Source organism: Streptomonospora wellingtoniae (genome assembly GCF_031845375.1).
In the GTDB taxonomy this organism is placed as follows: Bacteria; Actinomycetota; Actinomycetes; order Streptosporangiales; family Streptosporangiaceae; genus Streptomonospora; species Streptomonospora wellingtoniae.
On sequence record NZ_JAVREK010000009.1, the window covers coordinates 40,019 to 58,914 of the forward strand.

The 18,896-nt window shown below is 75.2% G+C and carries 17 protein-coding genes; 7 read left to right on the forward strand and 10 right to left on the reverse strand.

Translation table 11 applies throughout. The features are described 5' to 3' along the window. Positions 1-143 precede the first annotated feature (143 nt). From RM446_RS10395 to RM446_RS10405, 3 genes are all read right to left on the reverse strand, one after another. The gene (locus RM446_RS10395) at positions 144-773 is read right to left on the reverse strand and encodes a LutC/YkgG family protein (protein ID WP_311545005.1); all 630 of its coding nucleotides are present in this window, start codon (positions 771-773) and stop codon (positions 144-146) included. Next, the gene (locus RM446_RS10400) at positions 770-2,224 is read right to left on the reverse strand and encodes a lactate utilization protein B (protein WP_311545135.1); all 1,455 of its coding nucleotides are present in this window, start codon (positions 2,222-2,224) and stop codon (positions 770-772) included. The genes RM446_RS10395 and RM446_RS10400 overlap by 4 nt, the downstream gene beginning before the upstream one ends. An 83-nt stretch (positions 2,225-2,307) precedes the next feature. Continuing rightward, positions 2,308-3,048 carry a (Fe-S)-binding protein gene (locus RM446_RS10405; protein ID WP_311545006.1) on the reverse strand — a complete coding sequence of 247 codons (741 nt, stop codon included), beginning with the start codon at positions 3,046-3,048 and terminating at the stop codon, positions 2,308-2,310. A gap of 368 nt (positions 3,049-3,416) precedes the next feature. On the opposite strand from RM446_RS10405, the gene RM446_RS10410 reads away from it, so the two are divergent. After that, positions 3,417-4,160 (forward strand): FadR/GntR family transcriptional regulator, encoded by a 744-nt coding sequence (locus RM446_RS10410; RefSeq protein WP_311545007.1) that lies wholly within the window; start codon positions 3,417-3,419, stop codon positions 4,158-4,160. A 230-nt stretch (positions 4,161-4,390) separates the two neighbouring features. Here the strand turns inward: RM446_RS10410 and RM446_RS10415 are convergent, their stop codons facing one another. Together RM446_RS10415 and RM446_RS10420 are read right to left on the reverse strand one after the other, a co-directional pair. Further along, positions 4,391-5,344: an FAD binding domain-containing protein gene (locus tag RM446_RS10415; RefSeq protein WP_311545008.1), complete on the reverse strand. Its 954-nt coding sequence runs from the start codon at positions 5,342-5,344 to the stop codon at positions 4,391-4,393. Further along, complete coding sequence (locus tag RM446_RS10420; RefSeq protein WP_311545009.1) at positions 5,341-7,941, reverse strand: molybdopterin-dependent oxidoreductase; 2,601 nt, start codon at positions 7,939-7,941, stop codon at positions 5,341-5,343. The genes RM446_RS10415 and RM446_RS10420 overlap by 4 nt, the downstream gene beginning before the upstream one ends. Positions 7,942-8,036: 95 nt before the next feature. Between RM446_RS10420 and RM446_RS10425 the strand changes: the two genes are divergently transcribed. From RM446_RS10425 to RM446_RS10440, 4 genes are all read left to right on the forward strand, one after another. After that, entirely contained in the window at positions 8,037-8,741 is a 705-nt protein-coding gene (locus tag RM446_RS10425) for a TetR/AcrR family transcriptional regulator (RefSeq protein WP_311545010.1), read from the forward strand. A 9-nt stretch (positions 8,742-8,750) separates the two neighbouring features. Continuing rightward, complete coding sequence (locus tag RM446_RS10430) at positions 8,751-9,056, forward strand: hypothetical protein (RefSeq protein WP_311545011.1); 306 nt, start codon at positions 8,751-8,753, stop codon at positions 9,054-9,056. A gap of 118 nt (positions 9,057-9,174) precedes the next feature. Further along, the gene (locus tag RM446_RS10435; protein ID WP_311545012.1) at positions 9,175-9,426 is read left to right on the forward strand and encodes a hypothetical protein; all 252 of its coding nucleotides are present in this window, start codon (positions 9,175-9,177) and stop codon (positions 9,424-9,426) included. A 7-nt stretch (positions 9,427-9,433) separates the two neighbouring features. Then, positions 9,434-9,883: a hypothetical protein gene (locus RM446_RS10440; RefSeq protein WP_311545013.1), complete on the forward strand. Its 450-nt coding sequence runs from the start codon at positions 9,434-9,436 to the stop codon at positions 9,881-9,883. A gap of 93 nt (positions 9,884-9,976) precedes the next feature. On the opposite strand, the gene RM446_RS10445 is transcribed toward RM446_RS10440, so the two are convergent. The 5 genes from RM446_RS10445 to RM446_RS10465 form a co-directional block, all read right to left on the reverse strand. After that, positions 9,977-10,738, reverse strand: a complete 762-nt coding sequence (locus RM446_RS10445) for an SDR family oxidoreductase (protein WP_311545014.1) — start codon at positions 10,736-10,738, stop codon at positions 9,977-9,979. A gap of 78 nt (positions 10,739-10,816) precedes the next feature. After that, the gene (locus RM446_RS10450) at positions 10,817-13,270 is read right to left on the reverse strand and encodes a xanthine dehydrogenase family protein molybdopterin-binding subunit (protein ID WP_311545015.1); all 2,454 of its coding nucleotides are present in this window, start codon (positions 13,268-13,270) and stop codon (positions 10,817-10,819) included. Next, positions 13,267-14,622 (reverse strand): 8-oxoguanine deaminase, encoded by a 1,356-nt coding sequence (locus RM446_RS10455; protein ID WP_311545016.1) that lies wholly within the window; start codon positions 14,620-14,622, stop codon positions 13,267-13,269. The genes RM446_RS10450 and RM446_RS10455 overlap by 4 nt, the downstream gene beginning before the upstream one ends. Next, complete coding sequence (locus RM446_RS10460; RefSeq protein WP_311545017.1) at positions 14,619-15,146, reverse strand: (2Fe-2S)-binding protein; 528 nt, start codon at positions 15,144-15,146, stop codon at positions 14,619-14,621. Before RM446_RS10460 ends, RM446_RS10455 begins: the two co-directional genes overlap by 4 nt. Continuing rightward, positions 15,146-16,006 (reverse strand): FAD binding domain-containing protein, encoded by an 861-nt coding sequence (locus RM446_RS10465; protein ID WP_311545018.1) that lies wholly within the window; start codon positions 16,004-16,006, stop codon positions 15,146-15,148. The genes RM446_RS10460 and RM446_RS10465 overlap by 1 nt, the downstream gene beginning before the upstream one ends. A gap of 279 nt (positions 16,007-16,285) precedes the next feature. Between RM446_RS10465 and RM446_RS10470 the strand changes: the two genes are divergently transcribed. Both RM446_RS10470 and RM446_RS10475 read left to right on the forward strand, forming a co-directional pair. Beyond that, complete coding sequence (locus RM446_RS10470) at positions 16,286-17,962, forward strand: helix-turn-helix domain-containing protein (RefSeq protein ID WP_311545019.1); 1,677 nt, start codon at positions 16,286-16,288, stop codon at positions 17,960-17,962. Between the two features lie 183 nt (positions 17,963-18,145). Then, complete coding sequence (locus RM446_RS10475; RefSeq protein WP_311545020.1) at positions 18,146-18,886, forward strand: pentapeptide repeat-containing protein; 741 nt, start codon at positions 18,146-18,148, stop codon at positions 18,884-18,886. Positions 18,887-18,896 lie beyond the last annotated feature (10 nt).

Consider the following 18,896-nt stretch of genomic DNA (forward strand, 5'->3'; position numbering starts at 1 on the left):
CCCGAACCCCGTCGATCTTGTAGCCATCGTGAAGTAAAACGATTTCCAGTGACGATGGCTACAAGATCGACGGTGCTGTGCCAGTTGCCGCCGCCGCTCGCACGCCCGCGCCTGTCCGGGCCGCACCGCAGGCGGACACGGTGTCACTCGACGACGACGACCTCCAGTGTGCGCGGGCCGTGCACGCCCTCGACGCGGTCGAGCTCGATGTCGCTGGTGGCTGAGGGGCCGCTGATCCAGGTCAGCGGGCGCTCGGGGGCCAGGCGCGGAAGCGCCTGGGGTACCCCGGCGACGATCCGGTCCCCGTGGACCACGCAGAGGTGGTAGTCGGGGATCAGCGTGAGAGCGCGCCTGCCCTGGGCCTCGCCGGCGTCCAGGACGATGGTGCCGGTCTCGGCGATCGCCGCCGCGCACCCGGTGACCACGCCCTCCACCCGGTCCAGCCCGGGAACGTCCAGGGTGCTGTCGCGCACGACCTCGGCCCCGGCTCGGGAGAACCAGTCCGCCGGCGCGTCGTCGGGGGCGGCGACGCGCCGGACGCCGCGCCGCCCCAGCGCGTCGGCGAGGGTGCCGGCCAGCCCTTCGGCGGTGGTGCGGTGCACCACGGCCTTGTAGTCCTCCAGCCGGTCGACCAGCAACGCCGTGGTCTCGCCCTGGTCGTGGGAGGGCGTGTAGTCGCGGGGCACCACGACGTCCCCCGGCTCCTCGCCGCGGGGGACGTCGGCCAGGGCCGCGCGCACGCGCCCCAGCACCCGTTCGCGCGAGCCGCTCATCGCCGACCGCCTTCCCGTCCGTCGCGCTCTTCGCCTGCGCCGCCGTCCCCGTCACCGGCCGCCCCCTCGCGGCGCCACCAGGAGCGGAACGACTCCGCGGGAATGTCGGGGATGTCCCGCGTGTCGGTCCAGGCCGAGGCGGGCCCGGGCATGCGCCGGGGCAGCAGCGAGCGCACGGCCGAGGTCGCGCGCTGGACGGCGCCCAGCCGGCGCTCGCCGTCCAGTACCCATCCGGCGGCGCCCATGGCGGCCTTCTCGGCGCGGTGCCCGCCCGAGGAGGCGACCTCCTCGCGCAGGTGCACCAGCACCTCGGGGATGTCGATGGCCACCGGGCAGACCTCGTAGCACGCGCCGCACAGCGACGACGCGTAGGGCAGCGACGCCTCCGTCTCCGAGGCGGTCCCGCGCAGCTGCGGGGTGAGGATCGCGCCGATCGGGCCGGGATAGACCGAACCGTAGGCGTGCCCGCCGGTGCGCTCGTAGACCGGACAGATGTTCAGGCACGCCGAGCAGCGGATGCAGCGCAGCGCCTGGCGGCCCACCTCGTCGGCGAGGACGTCGCTGCGGCCGTTGTCCAGCAGCACCAAGTGGAACTCCTGGGGGCCGTCGCCCGGCGTCACGCCGCTCCAGGTGGAGGTGTAGGGGTTCATCCGCTCGCCGGTGGAGGAGCGCGGCAGCAGCTGCAGGAACACCTCCAGGTCCGCCCAGGTGGGCACGATCTTCTCGATGCCCACCACCGAGATCAGCGTCTCCGGAAGGGTCAGGCACATCCGCCCGTTGCCCTCCGACTCCAGCACCACCATCGTCCCGGTGTCGGCCACGGCGAAGTTCGCGCCCGAGATCGCCACCCTGGTGCTCAGGAACCGCTCGCGCAGGTGGACGCGCGCGGCTTCGGCCAGGGCGCGCGGGTCGTCGCTGAGCGCGTCCGGCGCGGGCACGCCCCAGGAGGCCATGCGGTCGCGGAAGATGTCGCGGATCTCGGCGCGGTTGCGGTGGATGGCCGGCACCAGGATGTGGGAGGGAAGGTCGTCGCTGAGCTGCACGATCAGTTCGGCCAGGTCGGTCTCGTAGGCGGTGATCCCGGCCTGGGCCAGCGCCTCGTTCAGCTCGATCTCCTGGGTGGCCATCGACTTGACCTTGACGACGTCGCTCTCGCCGGTGGCGAGCACCAGGCCGGTGACGATCTCGTTGGCCTCGTCGGCGTCGGCCGCCCAGTGCACCCGGCCGCCGGCCGCGGTGACCGCCTCCTCCAGCTGCTCCAGGTAGCCGTCGAGGTGGCGCAGCGTGCGGTCCTTGATCGCCTTGCCCGCCGCGCGCAGGTCCGACCAGTCGTCGAGCTCGCCGACCACGCCGGCGCGCTTGTCGCGGATGGTGTGAGTGGCCTTGCGCAGGTTGTGGCGAAGCTGGGAGTCGCCGGTGGCGCTCTTCGCGGCCTCCGGGAAGGGCGGCATGCCCATGAACGTCGCGTGCCCGGCGGCGCGGCCCGCCGAGGAGCGGTCGCCGCCGGTGCGGCGGTCGGTCCGGTGCTCGGGGCTCATATCCGTGCCGGCTCCTGTTCGGTCGAGGCGAGGATCTCGGCGAGGTGTGCGGTCCGCACGCCGGCGCGCTGGCGCTTGAGTGTGCCGCCGATGTGCATCAGGCAGGAGTTGTCGACCGCGCACAGCACCTCGGCGCCGGTGGCGGCGACGTGACGGGCCTTGTCGCCGCCCATCGCGGCGGAGACGTCGGCGTTCTTCATCGCGAACGTGCCGCCGAAGCCGCAGCACTCCGCGGAGCCCTCCAACTCACGCAGGTCGATGCCGCGGACGTTGCTCAGCAGCCGGTAGGGGCGCTCGCCCAGCTTGAGCAGCCGCAGCCCGTGGCATGTGGGGTGGTAGGTGACCGTGTGCGGGAAGTAGGCGCCCACGTCGGTCACCCCGAGGACGTCGACGAGCAGCTCGGACAGGTCGTAGACGCGCGGGGCCAGCTCGGAGACGGCGCGGTCGAGGCGGCTGCCGGCCTCGCCCAGCCGGGGGTAGTTGTCGCGGACCATCGCGGCGCAGGACCCCGAGGGGGCGAGCACCGCGTCGGCGTCGGCGAAGGTCTCGACGAAGCGCACCGCCAGCTTCTGCGCCTCCCGGCGGTAGCCGGTGTTGTAGTGCATCTGGCCGCAGCACGTCTGGGACTCGGGGAACACCACCTCGTGGCCGAGCCGGCGCAGCAGGCGCACGACAGCCTGTCCCGTCCGGGGGTACAGGGTGTCGTTCACGCAGGTGATGAACAACGCGATCCGCATGCGCTCCCTCGATTCCCGCCCGACCCCCGCTGCGCGAGCGGGCACGCTCCCCGGCCCGTACCGCAACCAGGACGGCTGCGCCGCACCGGCGCGGCAACGCGGCGGGCGGGCCGGGCGCCGTCGGCCCCGGCAAACAGTGGCCAGTGGTCCGGCTTCTGCTCGGCAGTAGTAGTGGTCACTTTTTCGCGTATCAGCCGAAACGGCGGCGCAGTCCGGCGAGGAAGGCCGACGATCGGTACGATTGGTCCGACCACTTCTACGCCGCGTCGAACTCGGATGTCAAGATTGGGGTGAGCCGTCGGCAGCGCGCCCGGCAAAGCGCCCCGACCGCCGGGCGCGCACCCACGACCCACGGAGGGCAGGCACCGGTGACCACGCCCGACCATGCCGCCGAGCCCGGAGCCGACGCGGCCCCGGCCGAGCGCCTGCCGGTGACCCAGCGGGCCATCGAGCACATCAAGGGGATGATCGCCGCCGGGCTGTTGCGTCCGGGCGACCGGCTGCCCACCGAGCGCGACCTGTCGGCCGAGCTCGGGGTCTCGCGCAGCTCGATGCGCGAGGCGATCCGCGCGCTTACCACCCTGGGTGTGCTGGAGGCGCGCCACGGCGCCGGGGTCTACGTCACGCGGCTGCGTCCCGGCGACCTGCTGGAGACGTTCTCCGTGCTCGCCGAGATCTCCCAGGGCGAGACCCTGGTCGAGGTGCTGCAGGTGCGCCGGATGCTGGAGCCGGCCGCCACCGCTCTCGCCGCCGCACGCGCCGACGACGCGCAGCTGCGCCGGCTGGCTGCGGTCCTGGACCGGATCGGCACCGGCGGCAGCGAGGGCGAGACCGTGGCCGCCGACCTCTGCTTCCACCAGGCCATCGTGGAGATCACGGGCAACGCGACTCTGGTGGCGGTCAACGACGGGCTGTCCTCGCGGACCTTCAACGCCCGCGTCTGGCACGGCCACCGCGAGGCCGGGCCGAGTGCCCGCCTGCGCGAGGACCACGAGCGCATCTACCAGGCGCTGAGCGACCGCGACCCCGACGCCGCCCGCGCCGCGGCCACCATGCACGTCCTGGAGGTCGAACGCTGGCTCCGCGGCCGGCTCGCGTCCGGCGAGGGCTGACCGGAGCGAAGCGGCACCGGGGGCGCCCAAGCGGCCCGGTCCGCGGCTCGCGGGTCGGCCTTGCGCCACCCCCGCACCGCGCACGGGGCGGACGGCGCCTGAAGGCGGCGCCCCGTTCCTTGGGGCAGGTCCCGCACGCCGCCGCCCGCACGCGCCGCGGGAGCGCGGTGCGTACGGGCGGCGGAGGGGCGGGACGCGCGTGCGGCATCGACACGCCGTGGGCCACGCGCCTATGCCTCCAGCGGCTCCAGTGCCCGTTCCAGCGCGTCGCGGACGGTGTCGCGCAGCAGGACCGCCTTGTAGCCGGTCTGGGGGAGCGGGGAGCACAGGTCGGGGACCGGCGCCACGGCGGCCGCCGCCGCTTCGGGCCCCGACGCCCCGAGGAGGGCCTGCTCCACATCGGGAAGGCGCAGGGGGGTCCGCGCCACCGCACCCGCGGCGACCGCCGCCTCGGTGACGGCGCCGCCGGTGCGTACGACCCGCACCACCGCCTCCACCAGCGGCCACTCGGCGCGCGATCGGGAAGTCGCCCGCCGGTAGGCGGCGCTCTCTCCCGCGGCGGGAACCGGCAGCGCCACACCGGTGACCAGCGCGCCGGCTTCCAGCACGTGGTCGCGGCCGGAGTCGGACCCGTCGTAGAGCTCGCCCACCGGCCGCGGTTCGGTGCCCTCGACCTGCACCTCGGCTCCGTAGGCCAGCAGCGCCGCCGCCAGCGACGACGGATGCGGGGCGACGCAGGCCGCCCCCAGGTCGACCGCGGTGCCGTGCAGGTGGTCGCCCGTGCGGGCCGGGCAGGAGTCGCCGCCCTTCTGCAGGCAGTCGAACGCCGCGCTGCGGAAGTAGGGACACCGGTTGCGCTGCAGCAGGTTGCCGCCCACCGTGGCCACCGACCGTATCTGCGGCGTGGCCAGGGCGCCGGCGGTGGCCGTCAGCGCGGGGTAGGCCGAGCGCAGCCGCGCGTCGGCCGCGATCTCGGCGACGGTGGTCATGGCACCGATCCGCGCCGACCCGTCGGCGCGCCACTCCACCCCGCGCAGCTCCCGCACCCGGTGCAGGTCGGTGAAGGGGGCCGCGGCCAGCCCCTCGCTCAGACGCGCCATGACGTCGGTGCCGCCGGCCCGCGCCTCGGCGGTGGAATCACGCAGCGCGGCGGCGGCCGCGGGAACGTCCACTGGTGTGCTCATTTCGCGCCGATCCCTTCGAGAATTCGGTCGGGCCGCAGGGGCAGCTCGCGCGGGCGCCATCCGGTGGCGTCGAAGACGGCGTTGCCCACCGCCGCGGCGACGCCGATGGTCGACACCTCGCCGAGGCCCACGCCTCCGCCGGTCACGTGCTCCCAGCCCTCCTCGTGGAAGTGCACGGTGATCTCGGGCGTGTCCCCGATCCCGGGTATGCGGTAGTCCTCCATGTTGGCCGTTAGAACGGCGCCGGTGAGCGGGTCGTCGCGGCGCTGCTCGTAGAGCGCGTAGCCGATGCCCTGCACCACGCCGCCTTCGCACTGGTTGCGCGCGGGCCGCTCGGCGTAGATCCGCCCCGCCGAGATCCCCGCCCAGCAGCGGGTGGGCCGTACGGCGCCCAGCAGGGTGTCGACCTCCACCTCCACCACGTGCACGGCGCCGGTGAAGCCGCGCCCGATCGTGCCGCCGTCGGGAAGGGCGAACGGCGTCACGTAGCCGCGGCGGTCGCGGCGGCGGCGCCCGCGCACCCGCAGGCCCTCCAGGGCGGCCAGCGCGGCGGCGTCCAGCCGCCCCGAGCCTGCGGTGCCCGCGCCGCGGCCGCGCGCCTCCTCCTGCAGCTTCGCGGCCGCGTCCCGGGCCGCCGGCCCCAGCGACGCGGTGGTGCGGCTGCCGGTGGACGCAGGGGCGTAGGGCAGGTCGCTGTGCCCGGCGCGCACGCGCACCAGCCCGGCCGGAACGCCCAGCTCGTCGGCTACGACGCCGGAGACCACCGATCGGGCGCCGGTGCCGATGTCCTGGACCGCGGTCTCGGCCACCACGGTGCCGTCCTCGACCACCAGCTCGATCGTCGTGGCCGAGTCCACCAGGTACATCCAGTTGGCCGCGGCCACGCCAACACCGCGCCGGAAGCGCCCCGGCGGCGCGCCTGCGGTGCGCTCGCGCCACACCGGCAGCGCCGCGGCCCAGTCGTAGAGCGCGTGCCGCTTGGTGTTGCCGTCCCAGCGCCGGCGCAGCGCGATCGGATCTTCGCCGATGCGGTGCGCCATGTCGTCGACAGCCTGCTCCAGCGCCCAGAGCAGCTGCGGGCCGTTGGGACCGCGGAACGGTGCGCCCGGCGGGCGGTGCGAGACCACGTCGAAGTCGCGCAGCCGCCGCGGTCCGCGGCCGTACATCAGCCGTGCCAGCGTCGTCACCATTCCGCCCACGGACACCCCGCCGTCGGAGTAGGCGTCCATGGTCATCGCGGACAGATGGCCGTCGGCGTCGGCCAGCAGCGCGATCTCGGTGCGCGAGGCGGGGCGGTGCCCGCCGTCGGTCAGCTCCGCGGCGCGGTCGAAGACCAGCCGCACGGGGGCGCCGCAGGCACGCGCCAGCTCCACGGCCGCGACGGTCTCCACCCGCAGGCCGGCCTTTGCGCCGAACGCGCCGCCCACGTGCTCGGCCGTGATGTGGACGCGCCCGCGCGGCAGCTCCCAGCGCTCGGCCGCCTCCTCGGCCAGTGCCGCGACCGCCTGGGTCGAGACGTGGATGTGCAGGTCGCCGGCGTCGTCCCAGCGCGCGACGCACGCATGCGGCTCCAGCGGCGTGTGCGCCTGGACGGCGGTCTGGAACACGCCGGTGACCAGGCGGTCGTCGCCGCGCCGGGCCGCCTCGCGGATGCGCTTGACGGCGGTGGCGCTGCGCCACCCCATGTTGAAGGGGCCGCGGACGTTGTCCTTCCACCGGGCCGGCGGCACGAAGCCTTCGCTGTGCGAGGGGGCCGCGCCGCGCTCGGCGCGCGTGGAGTGAACGACCGCTGCGCCGGGCAGGCGGGCCGCCGCGGGGTCCGCAGCGGCCGGCAGGTCGCGGTAGTCGACCGAGACCTGCTCGGCGGCGGCCCGCGCCTTGGCGGCCGTGGGCGCGGCGACCGCCACGAGCGGCTGCCCCACATAGCGGACCGTGCGGTCGGCGCCAAGCAGGTCCACGTGGTGCGCACCGCCGGCGTCGACGCCCAGCACGTGTGCGTGCGCCCGCGTCGAGCGCACGATCACCGCCTCCCAGCAGCCCTCGGGCCGCACGTCGGTGGTGTAGCGGGCGCGCCCGGACGCCTTCTCGGCGGCCTCGGTGCGCGGCGGCGCCGACTCGGCGGCGCCGTCGTGCTCCCCGGCGCAGGCCGAGGCGACGGCGGCGTAGATCCCCGGGTAGGCGCCGCAGCGGCACAGGTGCCCGGCCAGGGCGTCGGCGATCTCGTCGCGTGCGGGTGCGGTGTCACCGTGCTCGGCGCGGTGCCGATCGACGAAGGCGGCGGCCTCCACGACGAAGCCCGGCGTGCAGTATCCGCACTGCATGGCGTCGTGGGCGGCGAAGGCGCGCTGCACCGGATGCTCCGCGCCGTTGCCGATCCCCTCGACGGTGGTGACCGAGCGGCCCTCCAGCGCGGTCGCCGGCAGGAGGCAGGAGGCGGCGGGTGCGCCGTCGAGGAGCAGCGTGCAGGATCCGCAGACCCCGGCGTTGCACGCCGTCTTGGTTCCGGTCAGGCCGAGTCCGTCGCGGACGAACTCGGCGGCGGTGGTTGCGGGGTCGGCGCCGATCTGCGCCGGGGTCCCGTTGACTGTGGTGCCCACGCGGTGCTCCCAAGAGGTGGCCGGCGGCGGTGTTGACATCGTCAACGTAGGAGGTGGTGTTGACGTTGTCAACACCCGTGGCCTACGGTCGCGGCATGTCGGCAGCTCAGCGGAGAAGGGCGGGCGCCGCGGCCGAGCCCGCAGCCGCGGGCGACACCCGCGAGCGACTGATCAGGGCTGCATCCGAGCTGCTGGCCGATGGCGGTCCCGACGCCGTGACCATGCGCCGGGTCGGCGAGCTGGCCGGCGTCTCGCGGGCGGCGCCCTACCGCCACTTCGACGACAAGCACGACCTTCTGCGCGCCGTCGCGCTGCGCAGCCTGGAAAAGGTGCACGCCGAGGTGGCCGCCGAGCTGCCGACGGCGCGGACCCGGCCGGACGAGGTGCCCGCCGCACTGCGCCGGGCCTTCCACGCCTACCTGCGGCACGGCGTCGACCGCCCCGAGCACTACCGGCTGATGTTCGGCGAGCACCTGTCCCACGTCGACGGCACCGGAGTGCACGAGGCCGCCGAAGGACTCATGCAGTTGAGCGTGGACTCCCTCGCCGAAGGCCAGCGTGCCGGCGTCGTCCGGTCGGGCGATCCCCGCGCCATGGCCATCCTCTCGTGGTCGGCACTGCACGGGCTGGTCACCCTGGCCGGCTCCGGCCACCTGGCGCGCAAGGGCCTGCAGACCGAGGAGGGCGGCGAGCTCGCCGCCCTCGTGGCCGACCTGGTCGCCGGACTGGTCAGGCGGGAGGAGCCCGCAGGCCGGCCCGAGTCGGGCACCTCTGGTTCGAGCCCTGCTGCCGGCGCCTAGAATCGCGGGGTGGAGAGTTACCTCTGGGCCTTCGCGGTCGCCGCCGTCGTCCTCGGCGGAATCGGCCTCGGCCTGTACCGGGAGTCGCAGCGGCGCGCCGAGCGGCGGAGCTCGCCGGGTGCGCCGCTGAGCAGGCCGCTGCCCGCCGACGTGCTCCAGCGGGCGCGGGAGCGCATCGACGCGGGCAAGCGCGTGCTCGCCGTCAAGGAGCTGCGCGAGGCGACCGGCTACGACCTGCGCTCGGCGAAGGCGGTGGTCGACGCGCTGAGCGAGGGGCGCAGCGTGCCCACTCTCGGCGAGTCCGCCGAGGACTGACGGGCACAGCCCCCCGTTCCGGCGCCTCTCGGAAACCGCCCCGCCGCCGGATCGGCGGCCGAGGGCGGCCGCAGCCCCCCGCTACCGACTCCCGCCGGGAGCCCTTAGGCTTCCGGCCATGCTTTCCGCACTCTCCGGCGCGCCACCCGAGGTCTTCGGTATCCGCGCCGACCTCATGCTGGTCGTGGCGGCTGCGCCGGCCGCCGTCGCCGTGCTGCCCGGGTTCGTGCGGCCGCACCTGCGGCTCGACCTCCGCAACGCGTCGCCGGCGCCGGGCCGCCCTTCGCCGGGGCCGTCCGCGCCGTTGGAACCCGGGTCGGCGCCGCGCGAGACCGTCGACGCCGCCCTCCTCGTCGGGTCGCTGGACTGAGTGCGCCGTGGAGTTCGACAGCAGCACCCTCGCGGCCGCATTCTCCGCCGTCGCGGTCGCGGTCGCGGTCGCCGGCGCCGCGGTCGCAGTGGCAGGCGCGGCGAACGGCCGCCGTCGGCGCGCCCGGGTACCCCAGGCGCCGCCGCACCCGCTGCCCGCTCCCGTGGTGGAGCGGGCCCGAGCGGTTCTCGCCCAGGGCAGGAGGATCCAGGCGATCAAGGAGCTGCGCGAGGCGACCGGCTACGACCTGCGCACCGCCAAGGACGTCGCCGACGCCATCGGCGCCGGGATCGCGGTGCCCACCCTTGCCGAGCCGAACCGTGAGGGCGCCGGACTGGCCGCACGCGTGCGGGACCTGCGCGACCGGAAGGGAACGGCCGAAGCGATCAGCCTGGTCGCCGAGGAGACCGGCATGAACGAGGCCGAGGCCGCGCACTTCGTGCGGTCACTGGACTGACCCCGCACCATGCTCGGCGGCGGAGGTCCCGGCCGCCGGCGCCGCAACGGCGCCCGGGCCTGCCGCGGTCCGGGGCGCCGACCGGCACCGCGCTCACTCCTGCCCGCGCCACACCGACAGCCCCGCGAACGACTGCGAAACCGGCATCAGTTCGAGGATGTTGACGTTGACGTGGGCCGGCTGGGCCACCACCCACTGCACGGTCTCGGCCACGTCCTCGGGCGTCAGCGGCCGGGTGCCCTCGTAGACCGCCTGCGCGCGCTCCCGGTCGCCGTCGAAGCGCACCTCCGAGAACTCCGTGCCGCCGACCAGCCCCGGCTCGACGTCGGTCACCCGCACACCGGTGCCGTGCAGGTCGGCTCGCAGGTTCAGGCTGAACTGGCGCACGAACGCCTTCGTGGAGCCGTAGACGTTGCCGCCCGGGTAGGGGTAGTTGGCAGCCGTCGACGAGATGTTGACGACGTGGCCGCGCCCGCGCTCGACCATGCCCGGCAGCAGCGCGCGCGTGCAGTACATGACGCCCTTGCAGTTCGTGTCCACCATCTGCTCCCAGTCGTCCAGGTCGGCCTCGGCCGCCCCCGTCAGACCCTTCGCCAGCCCGGCGTTGTTGACGAGCACGTCGACCTGGGCGAACTCGGCGGGAAGCCCTTCGACCGCCGCGGTCACCGCCGCCCGGTCGCGCACGTCCAGCTCCACCGCGTGCACGTTGGGCGCCAGCTCCTCGGCCAGGCCGGCCAGCCGCTCTCCGCGGCGCGCCGCCGCCACCACACGCACGCCCGACCCCGCGAAGCGGCGCGCGATCTCCGCGCCGAAGCCGGTGCTGGCCCCCGTGACGAATGCTGTAGAGATCTTCATGGTCCCGAGACTAGCCAGCCCGCGCGGCCGGTCCGCCCGGCGCGCCGCCCCGGCCGGCGGGCGCCGCCGGGGGGCGCCTCAGTGCTCGACGCCCGCGATGTCCTCGGGACGCACCGGCGCGCGGGCCAGCGTGCGGCCCGTCGCGTCGCGCACCGCCGCCACGATCGCCGGTGTCGACGACAGCGTGGGCGGCTCGCCCGCGCCGCGCAGCCCGTAGGGCGCGTGCGGGTCGGCGTGCTCCAGTACCTCGACGCGCATCGGCGGAGTGTCCAGCACCGTGGGGATGAGGTAGTCGGTGAAGGAGGGGTTGCGGATCACGCCGTCGGCGACGCGGACCTCCTCCATCAGCGCCAGTCCCAGCCCTTGGGCCGAGCCCCCGTGGATCTGCCCGAGCAGCTGCTGGGGGTGCATCGCCCGGCCCACGTCCTGGACCGCGTCCAAGGCCACGACCTTCACCAGCCCCAGGTCCGCGTCGACGTCGACCACCGCCCGGTGCACGCACATTCCGAACTGGACGTGTGAGTCACCCTGGCCGGTCGTGGGGTCGAGCATGCGCGTGGGGCGGTGCCGGAACACCCGGGTCTCCTCCACGGCGGCTCCGCCCAGCACGTCGGCCAGTGGCGCCAGCACCCCTCCGGCGGCCGAGACGACCTTGCCGCCCTCCAGCGCCAGGTCGTCCTCGGGGTGGTCGGCACCGGCCAGGCCGCGCTCGCGCACGAGCGCGAACACGCGCCGGCGGACGGCCTCGCACGCCGCCTTCACGGCGCCGCCGGTCACGTAGGACTGGCGCGAGGCCGAGGAGGAGCCGGCCGAGCCCACCGAGGTGTCCGCCGGGTGGATCGTCACCCGTTGCACGCCCAGTTCGGTGCGGGCGATCTGCCCTTGCAGCGTCACCAGGCCCTGGCCCACCTCGGCGGCGGCGGTGTGCACCAGCACGGCGGGCTCGCCGCCGACGACCTCCAGGCGCACTCGGGCGGTGGAGTAGTCGTCGAAGGTCTCGGAGAAGCACAGGTTCTTCAGCCCGACCCCGTAGCCGACGCCGCGCACGACTCCCTCGCCGCGGCTCGTGCCGGCCACCCCGCCCGGCAGCGTGCGGGGGTCGGCGGGATCGGGCAGCTCCTCGCGGCGTGCCGGCAGCGCCATGCCGCGCGAGCGCGCCAGCATCTCGGCCATGGGCAGGGGCATGTCGATGCGCTGCCCCGTCGCGATGCGCGACCCCTGCGACAGCGCGTTCCTCGTGCGCAGCTCGACCGGGTGCAGCCCCAGCTCGGCGGCGAGCCGGTCCATCTGCGCCTCGTAGCCGAAGCACGCCTGGACGGCGCCGAAGCCCCGCATCGCCCCGCAGGGCGGGTTGTTGGTGTAGACCCCGTAGGCGTCGATTGACGCGTCGGGGATCTCGTAGGGGCCCAGGCCCAGCGACGAGGCCACGCCCACCACCGCGGCGGTGGTCGAGGCGTAGGCGCCGCCGTCGAGCACGATCTCGAGGGTGGCGTAGAGCAGCCGCCCTTCGGCGTCGGCGCCGTGTTCGAAGCGCATCGTGGCCGGGTGCCGGTGCACGTGGCCGAAGAACGACTCCTCGCGGTTGTAGACGAATTTGACCGGTCGGCCTGTGCGCAGCGCGAGCATGCACGCGTGGATCTGCATGGACAGGTCCTCGCGGGCGCCGAACGCGCCGCCCACCCCCGCAAGCGTCATCCGCACCCGCTCGGGGGCCAGCCCCAGGCAGGGCGCGATCTGGCCCTGGTCCACGTGCAGCCATTGGGTGGCGATGTAGAGGTCCACCCCGCCGTCGGGCGCCGGAACCGCCAGCCCCGACTCCGGTCCCAGGAAGGCCTGGTCCTGCATGCCCACCCGGTACGTGCCGTGCACCACCGCCGCGGCGCTCGCCCGCAGCTCGGCGGCCTCGGCGCCGCGCGCGAAAGCGCCGGTGCGCACGGGCTGGCGGCGGACGACGTTGCCGCCGGGATTGTGCTCGGGGTGGGCGCCGATCGGCTCCTCGTGCACCAGCGGGCAGTCGGGGTCGAAAGCGGCGCGCCGCGGGTCGCAGACCGGCTCCAGCACCTCGTAGTCGACGGCGACCCGCTCCAGTGCCCGGCGCGCGGTCTCGGGATGGTCGGCTGCCGCGATCGCCACCGGTTCGCCCTTGTAGCGCACCTGGTCGACGGCCAGCACGGGCTGGTCGCGCGTCTCCAGACCGAAGAGCTTCTCGCCGGGCACGTCCTCGTGGGTCAGCACAGCGTGCACACCGGGGACGGCCAGCGCCGCGGAGACGTCGATCGAGCGGATCCGCGCGCGGGGGTGCGGACTGCGCAGCGTCGTGCCCCACAGCATGTCCTCCATCCACATGTCGGAGGAGAACGCGAACTCGCCGGCGGCCTTCAGCGTCCCGTCCGGCCGGCGCGGGCTGGCGCCGACACCGTCGCGGGTACTGCTCTCCAAGCCCGTCCGAGCGGCGCTCGCCGTGCCTGCGCCGAGGCGTGCGGCGGCCTCGCGGCCGGCGGCGGCCTCGCGGCCGGCGGCGGATGCGGTCATCGGCGGGCCTCCTCGGCGACGATCCGGCGGTGGGCGCTGCGGCCGGCCGCAGCGGCGGCCTCGGCGGAGACGGTGCGCAGCTCGCCGTCCCCGACCACGGCCTGCCCGCCCACCAGCAGGTGCTCCAGTGGCGGCGCCGGGGAGAACACCAGCGCCACCACGGGGTCGTCGATGACGTCACGGCCGAAGCCGTCCACGCGCCACAGCGCGATGTCGGCGAGCTTGCCGGCCTCCAGCGACCCCAGCTCGGCGGAGCGCCCCAGGCACCGCGCGCCTCCCAGAGTCGCCATGTGCAGGGCCTGGCGGGCGCTCAGCGCGCGCGGGCCGCCCCGGGCCCGGGCTGTCAGCAGGGCTTGGCGCATCTCGCCGGCAAGCCCGGTCAGCTCGCTGGAGGCCGGGCCGTCCACGCCCAGCCCCACAGCGACTCCCGCATCGAGCAGCTCGGGGGTGCGGCAGACGCCCGCGCCCAGGCGCGCGTTGGAGCTGGGGCAGTGCGCGACCCCCGTGCCGGAGGCGGCGACCCGCTCGATGGCGTCGTCGGAGAGGTGGACGCCGTGCGCCAGCCACACGTCATCGCCCAGCCATCCCAGCTTCTCGGCGTAGCCCACCGGCGTGGTGCCGAACTCGGCCAGGCACTGCTCCTGTTCGTCGGCGGTCTCGGCGAGGTGAGTGTGCAGGCGCACCCCCTTGGCGCGCGCGAGCTCGGCGGCCGCCGTCATCAGCTCGCGGCTGACGGTGAACGGGGAGCACGGGGCCACCGCGACCCGGGTCATCGACCCGAAGGACGGGTCGTGGTGGGCATCGATCGCCGCCTCCGTCGCCGCGATCGCGCCCTCCAGGCTCTCGGTGGCGCCGTCCGGCGGCAGCCCGCCCGCCGAGCGGCCCCTGTCCATCGATCCGCGGGCCAGGTCCAACCGGACGCCTACCGCGCGCGCCGCCTCGACCTCGGCGGCCGCCATCGCCTCGGCCTCGCGCGGGAACACGTAGTGGTGGTCGCCGGCGGTGGAGCAGCCCGACAGGGCCAGCCAGGCGGTGCCGGCCGTGGTGGTCTCGGAGACGGTCTGCGCGTCCAGACCGCTCCACAGGGCGTAGGAGCCGCTCAGCCACTCGAACAGGGTGGCGTCGGCGAACATCCCCTGGGTGGCCCACTGGTAGAGGTGGTGGTGGGTGTTGACCAGGCCCGGCGTGGCCAGCAGGCCGCGCCCGTCGATGCGCCGCGCCCCGGCCGCGGGCGGCGCGGGTCCGGCCCCCACGGCGGTGATCACCCCGTCCTCGGCGACGACGTGTCCGCTCTCGTGCTCGGCGCCGCTGCCAGCCGCGACGTAGGCGCCCTCGATCACCACTGCGCTCATCGCGCACCCCCCGCCGCGGCCGCCTGCTCGCGCTCGGCGGCGGTGCGCACCGCCTCGACGATCGCCTGGTACCCGGTGCACCGGCACAGATTGCCCGCCAGCGCCTCGCGTATCTCGGCGTCGCCGGGGACCGGGCCGCCCGCGCCCACGGTGCGCCCGATCAGGTCGTCGGCCTGCACCACCAGCCCCGGGGTGCAGAAACCGCACTGCACGGCACCGGCCTCGACGAACGCCTCCTGCACGGTGCTCAGCCGGACCCCGGGGGCCGCGTCGTCGTCCTCGGCCGCAGCGAGGCCCTCGACGGTGCGCACCCGGCGGCCCTGCGCCTGCCCGGCGGCGACCATGCAGGAGCACACCGTCGCCTCGTCCAGGTAGACCGTGCAGGAGCCGCACTCGCCCTGCTCGCAGGCGTTCTTGCTGCCCGGCAGCCCCAGGCGCTCGCGCAGCACGTACAGCAGGCTCTCGCCGGGCCAGACGTCCTCGGCGGCCACGTCCTCGCCGTTCACGGTGAACTCGACCCGCATCAGCGGGCTCCCTTCCGATAGTCGGCGGCGCACCAGAGCACGGCGCGGCGCGCCATCACCGACAGCGCGCGCCTGCGGTAGGCCGCGCTGCCGCGCACGTCGTCGATGGGCTGGGCGGCCGCCGCCACCAGGTCCCCGAAGTGCCGCGCCGCCGCCTCGGACGGATCGGCCCCGCGCTCCCAGTCGAACTCCGCGGCCAGGAACTCCTCGGCCCGGGGACTGCGCAGCGGCCGCGGCCCGGCCGAGCCGATCCCGGTGCCGACGCTGCGCGCGGGCGTGTCGAGCACGAGCGAGAAGGAGGCGACCGCGATGACCATGGCGTTGCGCGTGCCGATCTTGCTGAACTGCTGGGGGCCGCCGGGGGCGGGCACCAGGACCGCCGAGATCAGCTCGTCGTCCTCGCGCGCGCTGCGGCCCGGCCCGAGGTAGAAGTCGCGCGCGGGCACCCGCCGGACTCCGCGCACCGACTCCAGCTCGACCAGCGCACCGGCGGCCACCAGCGGCGGGTGGCAGTCGCCGGCCGGCGAGGCCGTGCCCAGGTTTCCGCCCACCGAACCCCGGTTGCGGATCTGCGGCGAGGCCACCGAGCGGGCCGCACGCGCCAGCGCGGGCGCGCGGGCGGCCAGCCGCTCGACGACCTCGGTGTAGGACACCCCTGCCCCCAGCCGCAGGTAGGGGCCGTCGGAGCCCCACTGCGCCAGTTCGGGCACCCGGCTCAGGTCCAGCAGCACCCCGGGCCGCCGCCGGTCGAAGTTCAGCTCCACCATCACGTCGGTGCCGCCCGCGATCGGCACCGCGTCGGGTCGGCCGCTCTTGGCGGCCAGTGCGTCCTCCCACGTGGTGGGGGCGATGAACTCCATCGGTGTTCCTCATCGGCGGCGCGGGGCGAACGGGGGCGCCTGCCGCCGCTGTTCGGGCGCTCCCTGTCCTGCAGTAGACAGCCGCGCGCCCGCCCTCGACCAGCACGCGATGGCACGAAGTGCACGCACAGCCACCATTCCCTCTTCGTTGTTTCCTACAACCGCGGCGGTGCACTAACGTGTCCGCCACGCGGAGCAGGGCCCACACGGCGGCCGCGCGCGACCCAGGGGCGCGTGCCGTGCCGGGGTGCGCAGTCGGAACGGGCGAGGGGAGCGACGATGCGTATCAGCGATCTGGTCGCCGCCGTTCACCTGCGGCTGCGCTTCCTGACACGGGCCGAGCACGCCGATCGCGCGGTCACCCGCGTCTACACCACCGACCTGCTCCACCCCGAGCGCTACATCGGCGGCGGCGACCTGGTGCTGACCGGGCTGATGTGGCGCAGCGGCCCCGGCGACAGCGACACCTTCGTGCGCGGCCTGGTCGGGTCCGGCGCGTCGGGACTGGGCGCGGGCGCCGCGCTGGGCGCCGTACCGGCCGACCTGGTCGAGGCCTGCGAAAGCCACGGCCTGCCGCTGATCGAGGTCCCCGCCGAGACCTCATTCGCCGCGGTCGCCGAGGAGGTGCAGCGGGAGCAGACGGGCAGCCTGCTCGCCGGCATGGCCGAGACCCGGCAGCGGCACCGGCGGCTGATGGCCGACCTGGCCGCCGGAGCCGGCTTCGGCGGTGTGTTCGCCACCGCCGCCGACCAGGCGGGCCTGGCGTGCCGGGTGGTCTCCAGCACCGGGCGGCCGGTGGCCGGTGTCGGCCCCCGCCCCTCGCGCGCAGAGCGCGAGCGGCTCGCCGCGCAGGCGCTGCGGCGACCGCACCGCCACACCGCGGACCTGGCCGAACCTGGCGGCTCCGGGCGCCGCGTCACCGTGGTGCCGGTGGGCGGGCGCGAGTCCCACCCGCTGGTGGACTGGGTGCTGGCGGTGGACGGCGAACCCGACTCCTGGCCCGAGGACGGCGCGGAGTCGGTGGAGGAGTTGGCGGCCCTGGCCGGGTTGGCGCGCAGCCTGGGCGAGCAGCGGGCGGCCGACGACGCCCGCCACCTCCACGGGCTTGGGCGCCTACTGGCGGCTCAGCGCTTCGACGAGGCCGCCGCCCTGCTGGAGGTCGCCGGGTCGCCGGACGAGGAGGAGCGCGCCCGCGCCCGGCATGTGGTGGTCAGCGCCGAGCTGGTGCCCGAGCCCGCGGCTTGCGACCTCGCACGGCGCGTCCTGGGCGAGCTGGTGGCCGGGCTGTCGGCCACGGCGCTGGCCGCCGAGGGAGGAGCGATGGCCGTGGTGCCGGTCGCCGCGGAGGAACCGCCGAGCGACGCTTCCCGCGAATCCGAAGAATCCGGCGGCGCCGCGGGCGAAGCCGCTGAAGGGGGCGCGCCGCCCGCCGCGGGCGCCGCCGCGAACGCGGGCGCGGGCGCGGAGGCGCTGCGCGCCGAGATCGCCCGACGCGCGGCGGTACTGGAGGCGGGACTGCGCGACCACCGCTTGGCCGTCGGTGTCAGTACCGCCGTCCCCGGAGTCGCCGCCCTGCGCAGCGCGGCGATGGAGGCCGGCCACGCGCGCCGCCTCGCCGGGATGCGCGGCGGCCGCGCGGGCGTGGCCGCGGGCACCGAGCTGGACTCCCATGAGCTGCTGCTGGCCGCCGTACCCGAAGAGGTCCGCACGTCCTACCGCGACCGGCTCCTGGGCCCGGTGCTGGACTACGACCGCACCCACCGCTCGGACCTGGTGGCCACGCTCGAGCGGTTCCTGTCCTACTCCGGCTCCTGGCAGCGCTGCGCCACGGCCATGCACGTGCACGTCAACACCCTGCGCTACCGTATCGGCCGCGTCGAGGAGCTCACCGGCCGCGACCTCGCCCGCCTCGAAGACCGGGTCGACTTCTACCTCGCCCTGAAGCTGCACCGCTAGATGCGATGCTCAGGCGATGCTCCGGCACACATCGCCGCCGATCTTGTAGCTATCGCAAATGGAAATCGCTTTCCTTCGCGCTAGCTACAAGATCAACGGGATTCGGCTGATGCGAGCCGGTCGCGGAGTCCCGGCGTGCGCGCGCCCTGCCCGGCTGTCACCCGCCTGCACTACGGTCGCCGCATGAGTGCTGACGACCTGACGGCGGGCGGCGAGGTGCGCGGGGCCGACCTCGCCGACCGCGACCTGCGTGCGGACCTTGAGCGGGAGCCGGCGGCGCCGCGGGTGTTCGCCGAGTGCGACCTGACCCGCGCCGACCTGCGCGGGGCGCACCTGGTCGGAGCGGTGTTCGAGGGCTGCCGGATGGACGGCGCGCAGTTCGACGAGGCCGCGCTCGACAGCGCACGCTTCCTCGGCGGCGGCGCCGCAGGCGCGCGCTTCACCGGGGCTGAGTGCATCGGCACGGCCTTCGACCGCGTCGACCTGGCCAACACCGAATGGGCGCGCGCCGTGCTGACCGAGGCCGCCTTCACCGCCTGCCGGATGACCGGCGCCGAACTGAGCGGCCTGCGCGGCATCGGCTACGCATTCCCCCGCTGCAACCTGATGCTCGCGCGGCTCAAGGGCGTCTCGCTGCGCGGCCAGGAGATCACCGGGGTGCGGATGGATGAAGCCGACCTGACGGAGGCCGACCTGCGGGCGACGGTGTGGAGCGGCAGCCGGCTGCGCGGCGCGACGCTCGCCGGGGCGGACTTCGGCGATGCCGACCTGCGCGGCGCGGACCTGGGCGAGATCGACCCGGCCGACGTCGTCGTGCTGCGCGGTGCCACGGTATCGCCGCAGCAGGCGCACATGCTGCTGGCGGGCCTGGGCATCCAGATGCTGGCGGACGCCGCCGAGCAGAGCGGCCCGGGTCCCGGCTGAGGGCCCGGGC